Origin of the sequence: Agitococcus lubricus, from assembly GCF_003051055.1 — a bacterium.
GTDB classification, from domain to species: domain Bacteria; phylum Pseudomonadota; class Gammaproteobacteria; order Pseudomonadales; family Moraxellaceae; genus Agitococcus; species Agitococcus lubricus.
In genome coordinates, this window is the sequence record NZ_QAON01000005.1 from 115,873 (window position 1) to 136,084 (window position 20,212).

The 20,212-nt window shown below is 41.1% G+C and carries 20 protein-coding genes and 1 tRNA gene; 5 read left to right on the plus strand and 16 right to left on the minus strand.

Features of this window, described 5'->3' with window-relative positions:
• Positions 1–12: 12 nt before the first annotated feature.
• The 4 genes from C8N29_RS06805 (at position 13) to C8N29_RS06820 (ending at position 5,766) form a co-directional block, all read left to right on the plus strand.
• Entirely contained in the window at positions 13–1,974 is a 1,962-nt protein-coding gene (locus C8N29_RS06805) for an acetyl/propionyl/methylcrotonyl-CoA carboxylase subunit alpha (protein WP_107865300.1), read from the plus strand.
• A gap of 162 nt (positions 1,975–2,136) precedes the next feature.
• Positions 2,137–2,955, plus strand: coding sequence for an SDR family oxidoreductase (locus C8N29_RS06810; protein ID WP_107865301.1), 819 nt, complete (start codon positions 2,137–2,139; stop codon positions 2,953–2,955).
• Between the two features lie 726 nt (positions 2,956–3,681).
• A complete protein-coding gene (locus C8N29_RS06815; RefSeq protein WP_107865302.1) occupies positions 3,682–5,508 on the plus strand; it encodes a long-chain-acyl-CoA synthetase in 1,827 nt (608 codons plus the stop codon).
• 182 nt (positions 5,509–5,690) lie between these two features.
• Positions 5,691–5,766: transfer RNA gene (locus tag C8N29_RS06820), tRNA-Lys, on the plus strand.
• Positions 5,767–5,870: 104 nt separating this feature from the next.
• Here the strand turns inward: C8N29_RS06820 and C8N29_RS06825 are convergent.
• From C8N29_RS06825 to C8N29_RS06860, 8 genes are all read right to left on the minus strand, one after another.
• The gene (locus C8N29_RS06825; RefSeq protein WP_107865303.1) at positions 5,871–7,511 is read right to left on the minus strand and encodes a hypothetical protein; all 1,641 of its coding nucleotides are present in this window, start codon (positions 7,509–7,511) and stop codon (positions 5,871–5,873) included.
• A 43-nt stretch (positions 7,512–7,554) separates the two neighbouring features.
• Positions 7,555–7,965: a hypothetical protein gene (locus C8N29_RS06830; protein WP_107865304.1), complete on the minus strand. Its 411-nt coding sequence runs from the start codon at positions 7,963–7,965 to the stop codon at positions 7,555–7,557.
• Positions 7,966–8,020: 55 nt separating this feature from the next.
• Complete coding sequence (locus C8N29_RS06835; RefSeq protein ID WP_146164427.1) at positions 8,021–10,441, minus strand: hypothetical protein; 2,421 nt, start codon at positions 10,439–10,441, stop codon at positions 8,021–8,023.
• Entirely contained in the window at positions 10,441–11,241 is an 801-nt protein-coding gene (locus tag C8N29_RS06840) for a discoidin domain-containing protein (RefSeq protein ID WP_107865306.1), read from the minus strand. The genes C8N29_RS06835 and C8N29_RS06840 overlap by 1 nt, the downstream gene beginning before the upstream one ends.
• On the minus strand, positions 11,238–13,202 hold the full coding sequence (locus tag C8N29_RS06845) for a phage tail tape measure protein (protein ID WP_107865307.1): 1,965 nt from the start codon (positions 13,200–13,202) through the stop codon (positions 11,238–11,240). The genes C8N29_RS06840 and C8N29_RS06845 overlap by 4 nt, the downstream gene beginning before the upstream one ends.
• 52 nt (positions 13,203–13,254) lie before the next feature.
• Positions 13,255–13,860 carry a hypothetical protein gene (locus C8N29_RS06850; RefSeq protein WP_107865308.1) on the minus strand — a complete coding sequence of 202 codons (606 nt, stop codon included), beginning with the start codon at positions 13,858–13,860 and terminating at the stop codon, positions 13,255–13,257.
• 58 nt (positions 13,861–13,918) lie between these two features.
• Entirely contained in the window at positions 13,919–14,125 is a 207-nt protein-coding gene (locus C8N29_RS06855) for a hypothetical protein (protein WP_107865309.1), read from the minus strand.
• A 204-nt stretch (positions 14,126–14,329) separates the two neighbouring features.
• The gene (locus C8N29_RS06860) at positions 14,330–15,001 is read right to left on the minus strand and encodes an antA/AntB antirepressor family protein (RefSeq protein ID WP_107865310.1); all 672 of its coding nucleotides are present in this window, start codon (positions 14,999–15,001) and stop codon (positions 14,330–14,332) included.
• Positions 15,002–15,312: 311 nt separating this feature from the next.
• On the opposite strand from C8N29_RS06860, the gene C8N29_RS06865 reads away from it, so the two are divergent.
• Positions 15,313–16,275 (plus strand): hypothetical protein, encoded by a 963-nt coding sequence (locus tag C8N29_RS06865; protein ID WP_107865311.1) that lies wholly within the window; start codon positions 15,313–15,315, stop codon positions 16,273–16,275.
• A gap of 14 nt (positions 16,276–16,289) precedes the next feature.
• Here the strand turns inward: C8N29_RS06865 and C8N29_RS06870 are convergent, their stop codons facing one another.
• The 8 genes from C8N29_RS06870 to C8N29_RS06905 are packed head-to-tail and all read right to left on the minus strand — an operon-like array spanning position 16,290 to position 20,202.
• Positions 16,290–16,580 carry a phage tail assembly protein T gene (locus C8N29_RS06870; RefSeq protein ID WP_107865312.1) on the minus strand — a complete coding sequence of 97 codons (291 nt, stop codon included), beginning with the start codon at positions 16,578–16,580 and terminating at the stop codon, positions 16,290–16,292.
• Positions 16,581–16,600: 20 nt separating this feature from the next.
• On the minus strand, positions 16,601–16,957 hold the full coding sequence (locus tag C8N29_RS06875; protein WP_107865313.1) for a hypothetical protein: 357 nt from the start codon (positions 16,955–16,957) through the stop codon (positions 16,601–16,603).
• Positions 16,958–16,971: 14 nt separating this feature from the next.
• Positions 16,972–17,412, minus strand: a complete 441-nt coding sequence (locus tag C8N29_RS06880) for a phage tail tube protein (protein ID WP_107865314.1) — start codon at positions 17,410–17,412, stop codon at positions 16,972–16,974.
• Positions 17,413–17,772 (minus strand): tail completion protein gp17, encoded by a 360-nt coding sequence (locus C8N29_RS06885; protein ID WP_107865315.1) that lies wholly within the window; start codon positions 17,770–17,772, stop codon positions 17,413–17,415. It lies immediately after the preceding gene.
• Positions 17,762–18,238, minus strand: coding sequence for an HK97-gp10 family putative phage morphogenesis protein (locus C8N29_RS06890; protein WP_107865316.1), 477 nt, complete (start codon positions 18,236–18,238; stop codon positions 17,762–17,764). Before C8N29_RS06890 ends, C8N29_RS06885 begins: the two co-directional genes overlap by 11 nt.
• A 6-nt stretch (positions 18,239–18,244) precedes the next feature.
• The gene (locus C8N29_RS06895) at positions 18,245–18,568 is read right to left on the minus strand and encodes a phage head closure protein (protein WP_170106920.1); all 324 of its coding nucleotides are present in this window, start codon (positions 18,566–18,568) and stop codon (positions 18,245–18,247) included.
• A 1-nt stretch (position 18,569) separates the two neighbouring features.
• A complete protein-coding gene (locus tag C8N29_RS06900; protein ID WP_107865318.1) occupies positions 18,570–18,881 on the minus strand; it encodes a head-tail connector protein in 312 nt (103 codons plus the stop codon).
• Between the two features lie 55 nt (positions 18,882–18,936).
• On the minus strand, positions 18,937–20,202 hold the full coding sequence (locus C8N29_RS06905) for a phage major capsid protein (RefSeq protein WP_107865319.1): 1,266 nt from the start codon (positions 20,200–20,202) through the stop codon (positions 18,937–18,939).
• Positions 20,203–20,212 lie beyond the last annotated feature (10 nt).

Consider the following 20,212-nt stretch of genomic DNA (forward strand, 5'->3'; position numbering starts at 1 on the left):
AGAGAAAACATTATGTCTTTTACCAAAGTATTAATTGCTAACCGTGGCGAAATTGCTTGCCGCGTGATTAGAACCGCCAAACAACTCGGCTATCACACTGTTGCCGTTTACTCGGATGCCGATTGCAACGCCCCTCACACCCAATTAGCTGATGAAGCAATTCATATTGGTGAATCGAACGTCTCTGCATCTTATTTATCTATAGACAAAATTATTGCGGCCGCCAAAACAACAGGGGCAGATGCGATTCACCCTGGTTATGGTTTTTTGTCTGAAAATGAAGACTTTGCTGCCGCTTGCGCCAATAACCAAATTACCTTTATTGGCCCACCTGCTAATGCTATTTATGCGATGGGCAGCAAACGTCAAGCCAAAATCATGATGCTCAAAGCAGGCGTGCCTTGTGTACCAGGTTATGAAGGCGACAATCAAGATGAGCAATTTTTAGCCGCACAAGCCGAAAAAATTGGCTTACCCGTGATGATTAAAGCCTCCGCAGGGGGTGGTGGTCGTGGGATGCGCTGTGTTACCCAAGCCAGCGAATTATTGGCCTCGATTCGTACCGCTCGCTCTGAGGCACAAAATGCTTTTGGTAGTGGTGAGTTAATTTTAGAAAAAGCCGTTATCAACCCACGCCACGTTGAAATACAAGTGTTTGCCGACCAACACGGCAACTGTGTGTATTTGGGTGAACGTGATTGTTCGATTCAACGCCGCCACCAAAAAGTGGTTGAAGAAGCCCCTTGTCCTGTCATGACACCAGAATTACGTCAAGCGATGGGCGAAGCTGCTGTTGCTGCTGCCAAAGCGGTGAATTATGTGGGTGCAGGCACGGTTGAGTTTTTATTAGATAATCAAGGCGAGTTTTATTTCTTAGAAATGAATACCCGCTTACAGGTTGAACATCCTGTCACCGAATTGATTACAGGCCAAGATTTAGTCGCTTGGCAATTACGTGTTGCTGCTGGTGAACCTTTACCGCTTCGCCAAGAACAAATTCTACTCAATGGCCATGCTATTGAAGTGCGTTTGTATGCTGAAGACCCACAATTTAACTACTTGCCACAAACAGGCAAAATCTTACGCTGGCAAGCGGCAACAGGTGCACAAGTAAGGATTGATGATGGTGTGCAAACAGGTGGTGAAGTCAGTCCCTTTTATGACCCAATGATTGCCAAAGTCATTGCATGGGGATCAACACGCCAAGAAGCAGCACGCGTATTGGCTAAAGCAGTTGAAGACAGCGTGTTATTGGGTTTAAGTAACAACAAAGCCTATTTAGCCCAATTATTACGTCATCCTGCTTTTATTGCTGGCGACACCCATACGGGCTTTTTAACCCAACATGAAGCGGATTTAACCACCCTACGCCCTTATCAACCTCAAGCTTTAGATTTTGCCTTAGCTGGTTTAGTGTTGGCACTCAATAGCACGCCTAATCAACGTCTACAAACGGCAACTTTGCCTGCTAAATTTTTGTTATTAACCATTGGTGAACAAAAACAACCTGTGCAAGTCACTGCCCCACTGCATAGCCAACAGCCTTGGTTATTGCAAGTGAATGAGCAACAGTTTGCGATTGATATTTATCAAAATACCGATGGTTTATTGCGTTATGTGATCAATGGTCATCGTCGCCAACTCAACTATGCCTTAGCCAATAACAGCGTTTATTTAGATGTAGGGCAAGGGCAATTAATTGCTCGTGATGACACCCACAGCCCACCACAAACGGCTGATGCGGCAAGTCAAAATAAAATTGCGGCACCCATGGATGGCTTATTGGTTAACAGTTTAGCCAAGGTGGGCGACACAGTCACCGCAGGTCAAACTTTATTGTTACTCGAAGCGATGAAAATTGAACATCCACTCAAAGCACCTTGTGCGGGGGTAGTGAAAGAAATTTTAGTCCACGAAAAACAACAGGTGAAAAAACGTCAATTGTTGTTGGTGATTGAACCGAATGGTGTCTAATTAAATTGCCCTTCGACTCCGCTCAGGGTGCGCCTTTTTCGACTCAGCTCAGAGCGCACTCTTTAATCGCCTAATGAAGCCGTGATAGCTGAGTGTAATCGCGGTGGTTGCGCAAAGTGATGGTTGAGCGAAGTCGAAACCAAACCAAACTTGGAGAATCCTATGTCTTTAAAAAATCAAACCGTCTTTATTACGGGTGCTAGCCGTGGTATTGGTCGCGCCATTGCCTTACGTTGTGCTCGTGAAGGTGCTAATGTGGTAATTGCGGCCAAATCAAACGAGCCACATCCAAAACTGGGTGGTAGCATTCATAGTGTGGCTGATGAAGTGATTGCCGCAGGTGGCAAAGCTTTGGCTATTTTGTTAGATGTTCGTGATGAAGTCGCGGTACAAAAAGCCATGCAACAAGCGGCCGAGCATTTTGGTGGCATTGATATTTTAATTAACAATGCAGGCGCAATTGCCCTAAGCAATGTTGAAAACACACCGTTAAAAAAATACGATTTAATTCAATCCATCAATCATCGTGCAGTGTTTGTTTGTAGCCAAGCGGCTTTGCCCTATCTAAAAAAATCCAGTAACGGCCATATTTTGAGTTTATCGCCACCTATTAACCTCAATCCAAAATGGTTAACGGTGTTTGCACCTTATACCTTATCCAAATATGGCATGACGTTATTATCGATTGGCATGGCACAAGAATTTAAAGACTATGGCATTTGTGTCAACACTTTGTGGCCAGAAACCTATATTGCCACAGCCGCCGTCACTAACAATATTGCCAATGATGAAGCCGTCGATATTTGCCGTAAACCTGACATTATGGCTGATGCCGCCTTTGCCATTATTAGCCACCGCGAAACAGGCCAACATTATTTAGATGAAGGAGTATTGCGTGCTTATGGCGTGACTGACTTTGACCACTATGCCTGCAATCCTGCAACCAAAGACCAAATTCAACGTGATTTCTTTTTAGACTAAATACATGCTTCTCTAGTGCTGTTGCCCGATGATTCGACTTATCTCAAAACAGGCAGCAGCTTTTAATTACTATCCTTTTATTTGTTATTTTAGGCCATATTAGCAGTGATTTTAGGCATTTTTGGGCTATTTTTGCTAAATATGCCTTATAAATTACGTCAAGTCTTGCATGCAATCCAAGTTGCGGTTAAGTTAGGCGCGGCCTATGATGGCAGGCTAATGCTAAGTACTGCGTTTTGTGTCATAACACGGTTATGTTACCCGCAAAACAGCAAACACACGCTGTATGCAGTTGTTTACTCGACTCATCAGACGAACAACTCACAACCGACATCTTTAATGTCAGATTGCAGCATGTGTCTCAGACCTCATGTCGTTAGCTCTACGCCATCAATGGTAATAAATCACCGTGTTAATACTTAGAATTTGGTACGTTAATCCCAATTAGAGTCTTAGCGCGATTGCCGATAAATATCTCTTCTAATTGTTCGTCACAGTTTTCAGAGTATCATTCACTCGGCTATCGGTTAAGTATACAAATACTGAATGTTAATACGGTCAATCTAGCATTTTAGGACTATCACGACTATCGCTAATGGCAGGGTACTCTAGAGACGCATATAACACCGTCTAGAGTAAACCTAATGTCCTGCGATATATCCAAACGTCCCGACTTCATTCGCCCCGTTTTTCGGTTGCGCCGCACGCCAGAGGATTTGTTTTCCCATGAGTACACAAGATATTATTAAACCGATTGATGTCTTACGCAAAGCACCAGCAGTTCTAAAAAAACTCCCTAAAATGGCTTATGGATTAGCCCTTGGCTCAAGTACTAATCCGACCAAAGTAGGCGGCTTAGGTTGGGCTCTAGAAAAAGCAACCAAAGCCAATCCTTATGGCAGTGCACTACTATACAAAGATACTCAGTTAAATTATTTGCAGTTTAATCAATGGGTTAACCGTATTGCCCATTATTTCCTAGCGCAAGGACTGAAAAAAGGGGACGTCGTTGCGATTTTTATAGAAAATCGCCCCGAATTATTGGCCGCCGTGGGTGGTTTAGCCAAAATTGGCGTCACTTGTGCATTATTAAATACCTCACAGACCGGTAAAGTGTTAACGCACAGTTTTAACCTCGTTAAACCGAAAATGGCTATTGTCGGTGATGAATTAGTCAATGCATTTAATGATGTTCGTGCCGACTTAGTCGTAGGTGCAGATAAAACCTATTGGTTTGCTGACACAGATACCTTAAAAGACGCAGGTGCTGCGCCTGCAAATTTTAGAAATTTGGCGCTTGAAATCCAAAACTCTCCCAGCTATAACCCACCTACCACGAGTCAAGTATATTATAGCGATGGCCTATTTTATATTTACACCTCTGGCACCACAGGCATGCCTAAAGCGGCCATTTTCAGTCATGGTCGTTGGATGAAAGCCTACGGGATTTTTGGCTCAGTCATGGACTTAAATCACAGTGACATCATGTATGTCACCCTACCCTTTTACCATGCTACCGCAATGGCCGTTTGTTATGGCGCAATTTTATACGGCGGTGCAGGGGTAGCGATGCGTCGTAAGTTTTCTGCGCGTGAATTTTGGGATGATATTCGTAAATACAATGCTTCCGCGATTGGTTACGTGGGCGAATTATGCCGTTATTTGATGGAAGTCCCTGCCAAACCCGAAGACAAAGCACACCGTGTACGTAAAATGGTGGGGAATGGTATGCGTGCCAATATTTGGACACCATTCAAACAGCGTTTTGGTGTAGAAGAAGTATACGAGCTCTATGGCTCTTCTGAAGGGAATATTGGTTTTAACAACATTTTTAACTTTGATAATACGGTGGGTTTTTGTCCTTTACCCTATGCGATTGTTAAATATGACAAAGAAAACGATAAGCCTGTACGCGATGCCAATGGCTTTATGGTTAAAGCAGCCAAAGGTGAAGCAGGTCTCTTGATTGGCAAAATTACCGAACGTACACCGTTTGATGGTTATACCGACCCTGCCAAAAATGAATCATGTATCTTAAAAGATGTATTCGAAAAAGGTGACCGCTACTTTAATACGGGCGACCTCGTGCGTGACATTGGCTTCCGTCATGCGCAATTTGTTGACCGTTTAGGTGATACTTTCCGCTGGAAAGGCGAAAATGTGTCCACCACCGAAGTGGAAAATCTCATGTGCAGTTATCCTGCCTTGGCAGAAGCGGTGGTTTATGGGGTAGAAATTCCCAATACCAATGGCCGCGCGGGGATGGCTGCGATTACCCCGCACGAAGGCATGACCATTGACTATAGTGGCTTATTAGAACATTTACGCAAAGAAATGCCCGCGTATGCCATTCCCGTCTTTTTGCGCTTACAGCAAAAAATGGAAACGACAGGCACATTCAAATATCAAAAAAACAATCTGAAAAAAGATAGTTTTGATATTAATGCCACACATGGCGAGCCTTTGTTTGTCTGGTTGCCTGGTACTAACAGTTACCAAGCCATCACCCCCGAAATTTGGGAAAACATTCATAAAGGCACGTATCGTTTCTAATCGCTGCTTTGTTTTAAAAGGGCTGGTTCTCCAGCCCTTTTTGTTTAGCAAATAAGCAAAGATACTGATTTTGTTTATTTTATAGTCTTTTGAATGATTTTTTTTGGTAAAAACTATTGCATAGTTTTCAAAAACATTTAATATACGCGGCCTCAGCGATGCTAACGCTGAAACGCAAAGATGGGTTGGTAGCTCAGTCGGTAGAGCAGTTGGCTTTTAACCAATTGGTCGTGGGTTCGAATCCCGCCCAACCCACCATCTTAAATATAAAAAAGCCTGTAATATCAATAATTACAGGCTTTTTTGTTTTTTGTGCTTTTTTATGATTGTCTGATATTTTTTTTAGTGTCTGATAAAACTCTTTAAGAGCTTATAAAATACTCAGACTCCAAAGTCGCAACAACATAATTAGTTTGATTAGAATTAAATCCTAATGGCGGAGTAACAGTTAATACGAGGGGTGTTAGAGCACCTGTAGTTCCTGATGCTGCTACCCCATAGGTAGTACTAACATAATCACTACCGATTGTCGAAGTCCCAATAACCGCCACTGTATCCCCATTTCTTACTTTACGAGTCTTGAATACACGCTCCCCCGACATCATCCAATCACGCCGATTGGGTTGCCCAGAATTGTCAGGTGTTTGATATACTTGAAAAGCTAAACGATGAATAGCTAACGAGTCTTTATCAACAGAAGTCGTTAATGCTAATGGCACCATATTTGCTGTTGTTGCGTTATTACCATCTTGTGTTATCTGAAAAGTATTTGAGGCAGTGTTAGAACCACGTAGGTTAGTCCGAACGCGATAATGCCCTAAAACACTTAAACTACCCTCAATAACGGTGTCACTGAATGTAATAGTTAAGTTACGTGCATTTTTAATATGTACGTTAGAGCCGCTCACTACACAACCTATACAGTTTTCTAAAATAACATTATTCCCTGTAATGTCGTTGCCTGAACCACCGATGTTAATGCTGTCTGCACCCGAAATTGTGATATTTTGCCCGCCTACAGTTCGAGAGCGTAGACCAGTGACGTTGTTGCCATCATTTTGTCCATCAATCGTTTTAAGCGCATTTTCGCGAGCAAGTGTAAAAAAACGATTATCAGCACCTTCATCAATATGATCGGTGTCACTTGCAGTCGCAACAGCCCCTAACCCTAGATTAGCCCGAGCTTGAGCTTTATAAGCTATACTTAGACTTTGAACAATTGAGCCTAAGACAGCTTCTTCAGCGAGTGATTCTGTAGTCGGATAATCGTCTGTGTTTGGTGACACCAAAGTATTAACTTTGTTGTTGGTGTTCTCAGGCGTGAAGCCTAAGTTACCTTCTTGTACAGACCAATCTAAGGCCGACGTTGGTGATGGGTTATCTACACGAGCAAACAGCATATCGCCATTATTGACGACATCACCCGTTAAGGCCAAAGTGTATTGGCCGTTTGTTAAACCTCGAATAACCCAAGCATAGCCTGCTTTAACAGGATTACCATCCAAGGTATCTATTGCTTCGGGGTAATTACCTGTGCCACTTTGGGGGTCATAACTACCCTGAAACTTGAATACCGAGACAACGACAGCATCAGCATAGGCTTTAGCATTATCTTCAGCAGTCTGAGCAGCCGTAGCAATGTCATCTGTTAGCGTTTGTACCGCCATATCAGTGTATTGTGCGGCTTCTGAATATTTCTGGTCTGTATAACTGGCGGCGTCTTCTGCATTCTGCAAAATCTTTTCATCCAGAATACGGCCTTGATTTGCGCTCAATGCAGCATCAGTGCGAGTTGACTCTAAGCTATCAATCACATCAATTGAGTCAGTACCATTTTGAACCTCAACTGTTAAAACACCTCCACTTAAACTTACTTGAACAGCAGCACCCACAAAATTAATTACCTGAGCTTCTCCAAGCAAAATACCTTCATCTTTGTACGCTGTTTTTTCCCCTGTTAAACCAAACACCCCAGGAATGCCTACAGTTACTACTTCACCCATAATTAAATCCTCAAAAGCCTCAAGCAATGAGGCTTAATTATTATTAGCGTGTCACGTTATCAACGATAGCTACACGACCTTCTAAATAACGAGTCACGATTCCAGAAGGTGAAATTAGCTCTAAGTCATAAAGAGCAATTTTACCTTCAGACTCATAAGGTAATTCGCCGATTGGCCCTGGTTCTGTGACCTTGCCTTTGCTATTTAAGCCAGACGTGTCTAATGCAGTGGTAATAGCAGCCGTTACGTTAATAGTAATAACACCATAATCACAAGTAATGCCGCCATTTTCAGTTGTTAAATCCAAAACAACGACTTCGCTTGATACTGCACTACGAACTTGCATACGTGCAGTAAAATCACGAATATCTGCGTCTGGCCCTGCTTTTAAAAATAATTGACGTTGAAAATCTGCACCTTTTTCAATAATAAAATCACGTTTACGTGCTGGCATTTTTATGCTCCAAATAAAAAAGGCTGCACAAGCAGCCTATTGTTGATATTGTTAATTACGTTACAGTACCTAAAATACTGCCCACATTTTGCCAAGTAATAAAACTATTGCCGTGTATTGCATCACCAGCAATACCACCAGCCCCTGGTGTAAATGATGAGGGGTATGATGGACTGCCTCCATCTTCTCCATTTTGTGCCAAATCCCCCCCTTTACCTCCATTTGCTGTATAGCCAAATGGTGAAGGAGTTGATTTACAAAACTTTATACCTGGATTGCCCCCTTGTGTTTTGCTTGCTGTTTTACCTGCTGTTTCAAAATCATTATCTGTAAAATAATACTCAATACCATCTACAAATTGATGTATGTAGCCTCGGTTGCCACCAAATCCAATTGGCGCACCACCACCACCACCACCTGAATACTCAGATGTAATGTCATCACCTAAAAGCATTGCAATACCTGCACCACCACCACCACCACCAGCTGAAATAGTCCCGTTATTATCTATAGTTATTGCGTAATTAGCTAAAATAGCATTACCACCATTTTCACCATTACTACCAAAAACGAAATCAATTTCATCAGGTTTAGGTGGGCTATTTGAGGATTGATAATACCAACACGCATCCGCACCTTTGCCACCACGACCTGCAATTACTCCATTATTAACTAGCAAAAGCGTAACACCAGCAGGCCATCTATCATCAACAACTATTGCATAATCATTAACCGTTGCACTGGTTATTAGCACATTTTCAAAAACGGTAAATGTAATAATGTCACCAGCTTCTGGAATACCCCAAATACTGACAAATCTATCGTATAAATTAACTCCAGCTACTTCATCAATAGAAAATGGAACAGGTTTTTGATTGCCGATTGGTATCGCTGTACTAACTTGTTGCGCTTTATATTTAATATCATCCCTATCAGTTGGCTGTGCAAAAATAACTTCCATCGGTACACTTGCCAACTCACCAGTCACACTTTGAATTTTGCGTGTTTGAGCATAAAACAAGTCACCCACTTTTAGCTGCAAGGCAGGCGTTAAATTAAACTCAATAATTTGTGGTGGGTCTCGATACGTTTTTAACAACGCATCCGCTAAAGCATTAGCTCTACCCAAACTATTTTTATTAAACCAACGACTAAAAATTTTTTTAACGATATTTGAGCCATATTCAAAGTCGCTAATCGCTTCTAAATTAGGCGTAGCAACACGCAATTCATAGTTTTTTAAGTCGTCTAACTTTTCTGTCGGCTTTTTTTGTGCTAAATAAATTAAAACTGTACTAATACGTTGGTTTGTATCTGTTTTTACATCAATACTTTTTGTTAAAAAATGACTTTCATCACTTAAAACAGGCAATGTATTAGGCAATGGTTTAATGGCTCTAAATCGTATCTGTTGATCTAATTCGTCCCACCAAACGCGACACGTACCTTGTTCAGTTAATTCACCAATAAGCGTATTTATGCCAGTTGGTTCGGGTATATCGGCACTCCAAACACCTGCTAAATAAGCAGTTGCCTCAGCGTCCCACGCTGGCTTGTCAATGTAACTGGTACTTATTCCGCTATACGTGGTTAAAAGCTCATAAATAACGTCTTGGATTTTTTGAGTAACAAAAATACCCACTTCTTGAACGGTATCATCTGCTTTATGATCTTCTGCTTTAGTATTACTTACACCACGAACCACAGTAAATGTATCACCTGAGCGCGTGTAGCTCATCATCTCGCCGCTAATCGCTAATTTACCACTGGTTTTATACTGGCTACCTACTCCACTAGGGGTAATAGTAAAACTGGTTTGAATTGCGTCAATATTGGCACTTAAACGACCGTTTGACGGCTTTGGAAACAAGGCTTTTTTATCATCTGCCAGTTTTAGAATATCTTTAGCGACAATTTTAACGCTGTCGTCTTTGGCTATACCTTGTAATTGCTCAATAACATAAACGCTATTAACAAAGTTAGCCCAATCAAAACCATTTTTGATTAAATAACCACGTCTGACACGTAAAACACGGTTTTCATAAAACGGATTACGTGCTTTAAACTTGCCCCAAAATGTGCCTTGGTTAGTCCGTTCGCTAAAATAAGGGTCTATTTCGGTGTCTGGCCACGGCGCATCAATAAAGCTAATAGACACACTACCACGTACGCCTAAACCTTTGTTGGGCGTTATTTCTTGGCTTGCAAAACTGACTGATTTTAGAAGCGGTATAGCCGATAACCCCACAGGTAAATCCGCGTTTTGCTCACAAAATCGGTAAGTCTTGGTTATTTTGTTAAAGTTGGCTTTGTCTTGGCACGTTGCATACGTGTTATAGCATTTACTTGTACCAGTTACGCCAATACTGGCAGTACAAGGAGCTATGCCATAAGTATTGGCGCAAAAGTCCATGTCTAATTCAACAAATACGGTGGGTATGCGTCCGTATTTTTTAGACTCACTAATATATGACATTATGTAATACCACTTAATAAACACATAACAGGCAAGCTAATATCGTGAAAACGGTTTTCATTAATAGCCAGTGATGGTATTTCGCCATCGGTTACGCAAAAACAGGCATCTTGTGGGTAAAATTCGTGATTCCAGCTAAACAAAAACGGCAACATTTCAGCATGAAGCACAAACGCTTCCCAGTAATCACGCACCCACATTTGAGGTACTGTTTTAAAAGTTATGTTTGAGCGTGCGCCTTTTGATACTTTGATGCGCCCTACAAACTGCCCACCCTCAGTAGTTTGATTGATTATTTCGTTTTTGCGTCCGTGTCGTGGCACAACAAAGCCACCCACCATGCCACGGTATAAGGGCAATTTGCGGCCAAACATCACCACGCCAATGTAAAAAGGCGTTGCAGTGTACAAGTTAAACACCACGCGCCAATGCGTAGCTGTTACCGCATTAAACAAGTTAATTTTTAATTCGTTGTTAATAGCACTGGTGATGGTTGTAGTCGCTAACTGCCATGTGCTGCCACTATCTAAGCTGTACTCTAAATAAAAAGTACCGCCTACATCGCCTAAGTTATGCTTGTATATTGCCAAATAGTCAGCAGTAACAGGGCTTGTAAATGTGGCGGTAAAATAGTGATAACCTACGCTTGGTGTAGGCGACCAGTAGCTTGTGGTTTGCCAGTCATAGCAATTTTGCACGCTATAGCCTGCTTGTTGGCTAGTTGCAGCAATACTTAATAACTTTGATGACGCAAGCAAATTGTCATAACAAATGATTGCTTTGTTTGCTGTTGTCGTCATGCTGGTATAAACCGTAAATTGTTTAATTGCTTACCATCGCCCATTGCTTCATCAATAAAATCAAGCATTTTTCGGCCTGTTAAGATGGCATCTTCAGGAATACGAACATAAGTAGTTAGTGTAGGTTGCTCGGCTCGTTGTTCGGCTTGGCTAGTTGGCGATGATGATGCAGGTAATGCAGGAGGCGCACCACCTGCTACACTAGGGCTTCCCCCACCACTTAACACACCTTGAGCCATCGAACCACCAAAAGCAATTGCAGCCGCCGCCGCCGCAACGCCTAACGCTGGCCCTACAAATGGTATTGGTGCTAAAGCTGAGTATGCACCCATAGCAGCACGATAAGTATTTACACCAATTTCATAGAGTGCTTGTGCTTTTTGAATAGCTTGTGCAGCTTTTGCCGCTTTACCTTGGCCTTGTGCCATTTGCGCCAAGCCTTGGTTAAAAAATCCTACAGTGGCTTGCATTTGGGCTTTTCGGGCTTCTAGTTCTTTATCGCCGTTAGTGACTACCGCATTGACACGGTCTAAGTCACCTTGTATAAAGGCGGCAACAAAATCATTTTGAGCATTGAGTTTGTAAACATTAGCCGCATCCATTGCGACCATCTCACTATCTATAAACTCTTGCCATTGAGCATCAGCAATAACTTGTGCGGCATCTAATTCAACTAGCATACTGTCAATCATGTCGCCAAACTGAGCGGCTGCTACTTCTTCTTGTGCGTTAAAATCAAAAATAGATAAGTTTTCGGCATTAACTATGCCTTGATATTCGTCTTGAGCCAGTTGTAATCCGCCATACTGAAAATTATCTTTGCTTTTTTCGCCTTTTTGACCGCCTTGCGCGGCTCTTAAAGCTGCTAATTGTTGCTCAATTTTGAGTGTATTAGCCGCTTTTTCGGCTGCTGCTGCTTGCTCTTCGGCTGATATACTTGCTTTTTTAGCTGTGTCTTGCCAAATATTGCCTAATGCTAACAATTTATTTGTTGCTTTAATATTTCCTGTATTATCGTTCCAAATTTCTTTGGCTTTAGCAAAATCACCTTGAGCTGCCATAGCAGCCATTGCTGATATTTTCCCAATCACATCACCAAAATATTCAAGTTCAATTACACTGGCTTTAAATCCTGTGTACATCACTTTTATTGCTGTTGATATGGCCCATGCTGCACTTTCCATAATTTTTGTATCTTGTGCGCCTTTGAGCATATTTTCACTAATTGCACCTAATACTGGTGATAATTGCGTGGCCATTACTCGCCATGTGCCAGTCGCCGCAAAACTTAACTTATCTAAAGAGTCATTTATTTGGCCTGCCGCATTCGATGCGTCTGTACTGACAACAAGGTTAAATTTTTCGGCTTCGGCTGTAAGTTCTTTGATTGCTTCACTGCCTTGGCTAAGGTGTGGCAATAATGCAGGGCCCGCACTTTTACCCAACAAATCCATTGCTAATGCTGTTTTTGTTGCGCCATCATTCATGCCTGCCAACACATCACTAATATCAAGCATGACATCTGCTGCATTACGCATTTGGCCATCTTGTTCGCGTAATTTAATTCCAAGCGTGTCAAATAATTCTGCTTGTGCTTTGCTTCCTTGTGCGGCTGCATCCATGTTTAATGCTAATTTTTGCAAGCCACCTGTGTAGTCTTCTAAAGTAGCATCGTTAAAATGCAAAGCGTATTCCATTGCGCTAAGTGCTTCGGCTGTTGAGTTTGCACGGGCTGCAATATCAGCTAAGCCATCCGCATAATCAATTTGCTCTTTAATGCGTGTTTTTATTTCGTCAACAACAAATAAGCCAGCCAAAACCCCTGCTAACTTTTTGGCATTGTCACCAATGCTTGACATGGCTTCATCAGCAGTCTCTTGTGCTTGCTGCATATTTTGGTCAAAAGCAGCACTATCCGCACTCAAGCTAACGTGCAATGCACCAATTTGAACGCCTGCCATAAATCACCCATAAAAAAACCCGCATTAAGCGGGTCTGTGTTTTTAAATTTTATTAAGTACCTGCCAAATCGTCGCCCGCACTAGGCGAATGCACGATAGATCGAACCTCATAAACTGCAGGCTTATGATCGTCTGGATACTGAATATCGGGATTATCTTTGTAAACTAATTGCTCAAAAAACACAGCCAATAGCTTGAAGTGCGTTGGAGCCGTTATCTGAGCTTCATTAGGGCTGCTTAATGTATCAAGAATATCCATGTAAGAATGATTTGACAGCGAAATACGACGAATACCCGTAAAAACCTTGCCATCACTGCGATTGATTTTGGCACGACTCAATACACGGATAGCAATATCAAAGGCGATTAAGGCATTGATATTCACTTTGGCCAATTCAGTCCCCACTTCGACGGCTAATAATTCTGACTTAATGGGTTTATGCTGAATGAACAACGCTACAAAATAGGCTACCTTCTTGAAAACACTGGCTTTTTCCAAGCCATATTTGCATGGAAAACCTGTTCTCATTTTGTAGCATACATATTCCAGATCTTTACTACTAATATCGACTTGCCCAACACCAAGCTCATCGCAAACAAACGCAATTCGGCGCAATATCGCCGACTTGTCCTGCTCTTCTGTCTGTTGATAAATCATCAAATCCTCGCAATAAAAAAAGGCTCTCTGTGGAGCCTTTTATAAAATTCGTGTCAGATTACATAAATGCAGCTTTCAGGCGGCGTGCAAAATCACGTGCATCCGCTTCAATTTCTGCATCTGTCCATACCTCAAAATCGCCTTGTGCGTTGGGCGCACCAAAGGGTTGGGCTGGAATTTCAATGGTGACGGCTTTACCAAAATTTTTCTCTCTTGCCGCCTCAACCAAATTGGGGAAGGTATGTACCTTCGGTTGTGTTATCATGAGGGGACTCCGCTATCCTTTTATCACTAAAAAATCGCATTTTTCTTTGTTTGATAAAAAATGCGCATAAGAAAGGCCGCGTAAAAAGCAGCCATCCCGTGACTACAATTTAAGACAATGACTAATAACAGTCAATAGAAATGCTTCAAATTTCATCAAAATCTGATTGAAATTAATTCTTAAGAATAAATCTCAATTTGTTTTTTACTTTAACTGGTCTAACAAAGCCTGCATCTCGACAGGAACTAAATTGACATTTTGTCTAAAAAATGCGGTTTCGGTTTCGTGCATCATTTGTTTGTACTCTACACATTTTGAGTGAAGTTCTTGAAGTTTTTGTTGAGCAACCTCAAAACACTGTTTAGGTATTTTTCGGGAAGTTGTTGCCCCTGTTAAACTCTTTAATTCTGCCCACAACCACCAAGATGCTTTTAAACGATAGTGAAACATACCACCAATACTAGACACTATTTTGGCCAGTTCTTCATATTGTTGATGAGTAATGTATTCAACAACAGGCTCAATCATAGCCGCTAATGCCTTTTTTTCCATTGCAATAAAATAACGGCGAGCTTCGCGGCCTTTGTCGTTATTTTCGACCATTGATAATTCTTTGGCCATATCAAGAGCAAGTAAATAATCTTTCTGTATAACATTTGAACGGATTCCAGTTTTGGAAACCGTTACCGTGAAGTCTTCATTTTCAACAAATTCATATTTTCCAATGCGTTCTTGAATCCAAGCGGCAAACACTTTGCCCACTTGCAAAAAACTATGCAAGTCACGCGCATTCACCACCAGTTGACGCACCGAGCCAATAACGCCTTCAAAAACATTGACTAAATTAGGTTGTTCAGAGATAGCTTGAGTAGCCATGATTTAATACCTTCTATAACGGACTTAAAACCGTCACCAAGAAGACCAAATCAGTGGTGACGGACTGTACAGGGTTGGTCTACCAGCTAGAAGGCACTGGCCAGCCTTTCGGCTGCCCTATACAGTCCATCATAACGCGGACGTACAGAAAAAACGCAATAAAAAACCGCTTAACGCGGTATATGCGCCTTCTAAATTCAGGAGACCAATCCTGACCGCGCAATGTGGCGCGGTAGGTGTACTATGCCCTATTTACAATTTAATATCAATAGTGAGATATTTCACTATCACAACATCTAAGGACGCTCATAATGAAAACAATCAGTTTACTTATTTTTGCGTTAATTTTTTCATCCACTATTTATGCAAAACCCACTCAAAAACAAAAACAAGCATTTGAAGATAAATATAGCAAACTAGCTTTTGACCCTAAAACAACCAAAATTGATAATAACTTCTTAGGAAATTATTATCCAAAAGTTACAGAAGCGGCTATGAATGCCCCTGTTAAAGATGAATACGAAACAACGCAAGATTTTAAAAACCGTCTTAATAAATGGCAAAAAACACCTTTTGTAGGTTCTCTAGCACCTAATAACCTAATGGCTATTGAGATAAATAAAGATTCACTAATCACTGCTTATGATGCTGACAAAATATTAATGAGTATTTATCCACCACAAACAATTAACGTCTTAAAACAGATAAAAACAGGTAAAACTCAAAAAGCAGTTACCCGAATGAATATTCCTTTTACTTACTCTACTGAATTTATTAGAGAAGCTGTCATAGAAAATAAATGTTCTTTATTTACATATAGCCACTGCCCATACTCAGCTTTAACATTCAATGTAGAGTCTAATGAGGCGAAACAGCAAAAATGGCGTTTTTTTGCTATTGGTCATTTAACAGAACCTTTTTACTCTAATCCTAAAACAATACATGAGCCAAGACTTGATGAACCCTATTTAACCATCACCGAAACTTATAAATTACACATGGAAATTTATCAGCTTTGGATTTATAGTCTTACTCAACAAGAAGTTATTGCAAAACTAGAGATAGTTAAAAATACTGATTTACCATATGAGATTTATAATCTCTTTTATACAAATACAATCGAAACACCATCTATAGCTCCTCAACCACAAGGACAAGTCGAGGAAACTATAACAGAACCATCACTATGCACCCCTGAAAAAAGAGAACTTCAACGAAATGGACAAATTCCTTGGCCTTTACCATGCACAGATAGAGAAATGGATTCCCTTTAAGCGGCTTAGGCCGCTTACTCCAAACCACCAAACACCGCATCAATCTTACCTTCCAAATCATCATCACTCAGCTCACGCCGTCTAACCTTATAAGCCATAAAATCATCAGACGTTTTAGCGGTTTGTTTTGGCGAACGATTGACATTAAATGTCATTGCTAATAACTCAGCATTACGTCTATCAGCTCTTAACTCGCCAAAGTGCGTTTCTTCAAAGTACATACGCCATTCAATTAACTCGTTATAACTAAGCGTATGCTCTAACTCTGCAACGGTGCGTCCTAACCTTAACGCAAGTAAAAACAAAAACTGGCGGTCAGGACGCTCTAAGAGTTTTTTTCGTGAGCCTCAACATCATCTTTAAGCATTTTATTTAAGCGCAAAGCCACATCCGATAAACGCACCACGGCTAAACTATTAAGCTGCTTAATTTGTTCAACATCGTCAACACTAAATACAGCTTGGCCATTTTCGTCTTTAACGGTAAACACTAATAACAACGGACGAAAGTTAATAGCGCGTTCACTTTCTTTAATCAAACGATAGGCTTCATCAAAGTTGGCACGTTCGGCAACGGTCATCACACTGACTTTTAACTCTAAACCCATACCAAACTCAGGCACAGCAACAGCTTCGGCAATGGCCGCACCAATTGTTGCAAAAATAGCAGCTTTAAGATTCATGTTATAACCACTCATTAAACAGGAAAGGTACGAACAGGTTTACCGCTAACTTTAATGCCTAAAGTTTGGCGGTGAATGTCATCCATACCATGTGTCGGGGTCATTTCTTTAAGTACACCAAAGAAAGTCCACATTCCACCATCACGATAAACAATACGATATTCAACAGGGTTAGCTGCTTCAATATCAGCTTCTAAAAGACGCTGATTATCCAAAGCATCAGGATTAAAAATAGTATCTAAAGAAACACTACCACCATCAATCAAACCACCCACATAGGTTTTATGAGGGTCAGGTTCACTACCATCATATTGGTCAATAGTAGTTGTTTCAATTTCGGTACGAGTTTTGGCAGGTGGCGTAATATCTTTGATTTGGCTAATATCTTGCCACTCTACCCCACTATTACGCTGAAAACGTGTGCCTTGCGCGTGCAAAACATTTTTATTGGCCATTTAATTACACTCCCACATAGAAAATTCAATCACAATTAAATGTGATTGTGTTTGATCTTCAAATTGATATTGGTCACTGATTGCTAAACAGCTTGGTAAATCTGTTTGCTCAGTCATTATTTTGATAACTTTATCTCTTAATGTTTCAACTTCTTCAAATTCTTTAGCAAAAACATACATTTGAACCCGACATTTAGCGTGTTCTAAATAGCCACAATCTACAGTATTTAGTAATTGTCGATCAGCAATAACATAAATAGCCATCGGATATTCAACATCTTGTGGCGCGGCATTTGGCCAAACACCACGATCACCTAAAAGCGGTGTAAGATTTTTATAAATGGCTTCACTAACGCGCATTGGCGGACTCTCTTGCAGCTTTTTCGACTTCTTCGCCTAAGCGTTTGCCTAGTTGATCCAGTGCTTCTTCTTTTTTGGCTTGCCAAGCTGGTGCTAAAAACCGTTGTGGAGCAATGTAGCGTCCGCTTTTTGTTTTCCATCCCCATTCTTGAAACTTGCCATAAAATGCACGGCCATCGAGGGGAATGATTGACTGAATGTTACCCATGCTTGCACGTTGGCCACGGTAAACACGCTGTTTTAAAGATTTACGCAAGTTACCGGGTTTAACCGTAATAACCGCGCCTTTTTCTTTAAATTTATGGGGAACAATACCCAGTGGCGCACGTACTTTTGCTTCTTCTAAGACGACTTTAGTACCACTTTTAACCGCAATTTCGACAGCCTTCTTAGCAACCTTACCGTTTAACTGGCTTATGGTTTGCTCAAGCTCTTTTAAGCCTGTGACTGTGACTGTTTGGCTCATAGTTTTTTACTCAATAACACCTTCGCTAACCATAAGTTTTAGCTCTTTGTGGCGTAACTCAGGGTCAATAACTGCATGAATAGTGTAGATTTTTCCTTCATACATAGCGCGTAACTCGGCATTAATGTCTTTTCGATAGCGTAAATCTATTGTGCCTGTGACTTCGCTATGATTTTGTTGAGCTGCAAATAAGTATTTACCAGATAACGAACTAACACGCGCCCAAACCCTACACACGTCAACCCATTCTTGTTTTTCACCACCAGATAAACCACGCGATTTTGTGAGGCGTTGAAAGGTAACGCGGTGTCTTAACTTACCTGCTTGCACGTTACACGCCCCACTTACGATAAGGATTCATCAAGTTTTGACACGTTATATTGATATTAAGTGTCATGGTTTGTTGTGCTTCTCGGTTTTCGTACAAGTCGCCAAGTATCAATAAAGCGGCGTAACGCAAAGGTGGTGCAAGTTTTGTTTCGTCTTCATCATCTTTGCAAACATCATCAGTAAAAGGACGATCAATGTAATCTTTAACAGCGCGTAAAGCTGTTTTAATCAGCATTTCAATATAAGCATCTTCTTCACCGCTATCTTCTTGTAACCGCAGGTGTTGTTTGGCTTCTGCTAAAGAAATACTCATTAAAAAAACCTCAATAAAAAAGCCCCGATTAAGGGGCTTCATTTAACAAACTAAATTAAGGAGCTGGAGGAGCTACTAAGTCACCAGTCACCATTGCATCAGGAATGGCTACACCAAAACCTGCACGCATTTCGGCACGTAAAGTAACTAAGTTTTTACGGAAGTTGTCGCCATCTTCTGTTGATGCCTCTACCATTACTTCTTGACGAACATAACCAGTGACACCCAGCGTTAGATTACCTAACCAAAACTTACCTTCGGTTTGAGCAGCAGATAAAATAACAGGCAACCCCCACAACACAGGCTGAACAATCGCACCGGGTGAACCATAAATATAATGACCATCGTCTGTTTTTTCGCGTTCAATTTTGCCCCAGTCAACAGGGTTTAATAAAACTGCTTCGGGGGTGACACCACTATCCCAAACTTGATATTTTGCTGAGTTGATTGTATCGATTGCTAATGCTTCAGGTGTTGCAGTTAAGCTATTACCAGCTTTCATTAAACCATCAAAACTCGTTGTATTGCCGTTAATAACTTTAGCTTCTAATTTTAAGCGTACGCCATAGGCTAAACGACCTTCAATGTAAGATGCTAAAGCAGGCATATCATCTAAGAGCTGCTTAGTAATACGGATCCAGTGTGCAACAACACTAATAGTAATATTAACCACACCAAACTCTAAGTCAGATTCAGGCTTATCATCACCTTCATCAACTTCATCAGCCATAATGTCATAAGCAGATTCACGCAACAAAGGCACTAAATCAGTAGTGACAGGCATCCATGTGATCAAATCAAGTAAAGCTAATTTTTGCTCTTGAGTACGTTGTAAATCCATTGTTGCCAATGAAGCATTGGTACCAATACCACTAATAGAGACAATATTACGCGCTTCAATACCTTCAATATTTACACGACCTTTACGAGCTTTAATTGCATCAATTTGTTTACGCAATTCAGTGTTACGCGCAAGAACAGAGCCAACAGTATTAGGGTCTGCTTGACGTTGTTGTACTTGGTCAACGAGTTTTTGCTCAATTTCGCTAAAACGTGCGGCTAATTCAGAAACCACCTTAGCATCAGCTTCCATTTTTGAACGAATTTCGTCAGGTAACTTACCATCACCCAAAACGTCTTGATATTTTTTGACCATATCATCAAGCGTTTTCATGCGCTCATTTAGTTTTTTGGCAATGTTGGTTAAGTCATCAGGTGTTTCACGGCGGTGAACTTTGCGAACACCAAAAACGTGCTTTTCTTCTACAGCTAAAGCAGAACCAATAGCGGCAATAATGTGTTTGTTTTGAGCATTACTCATGGTTTTTCTC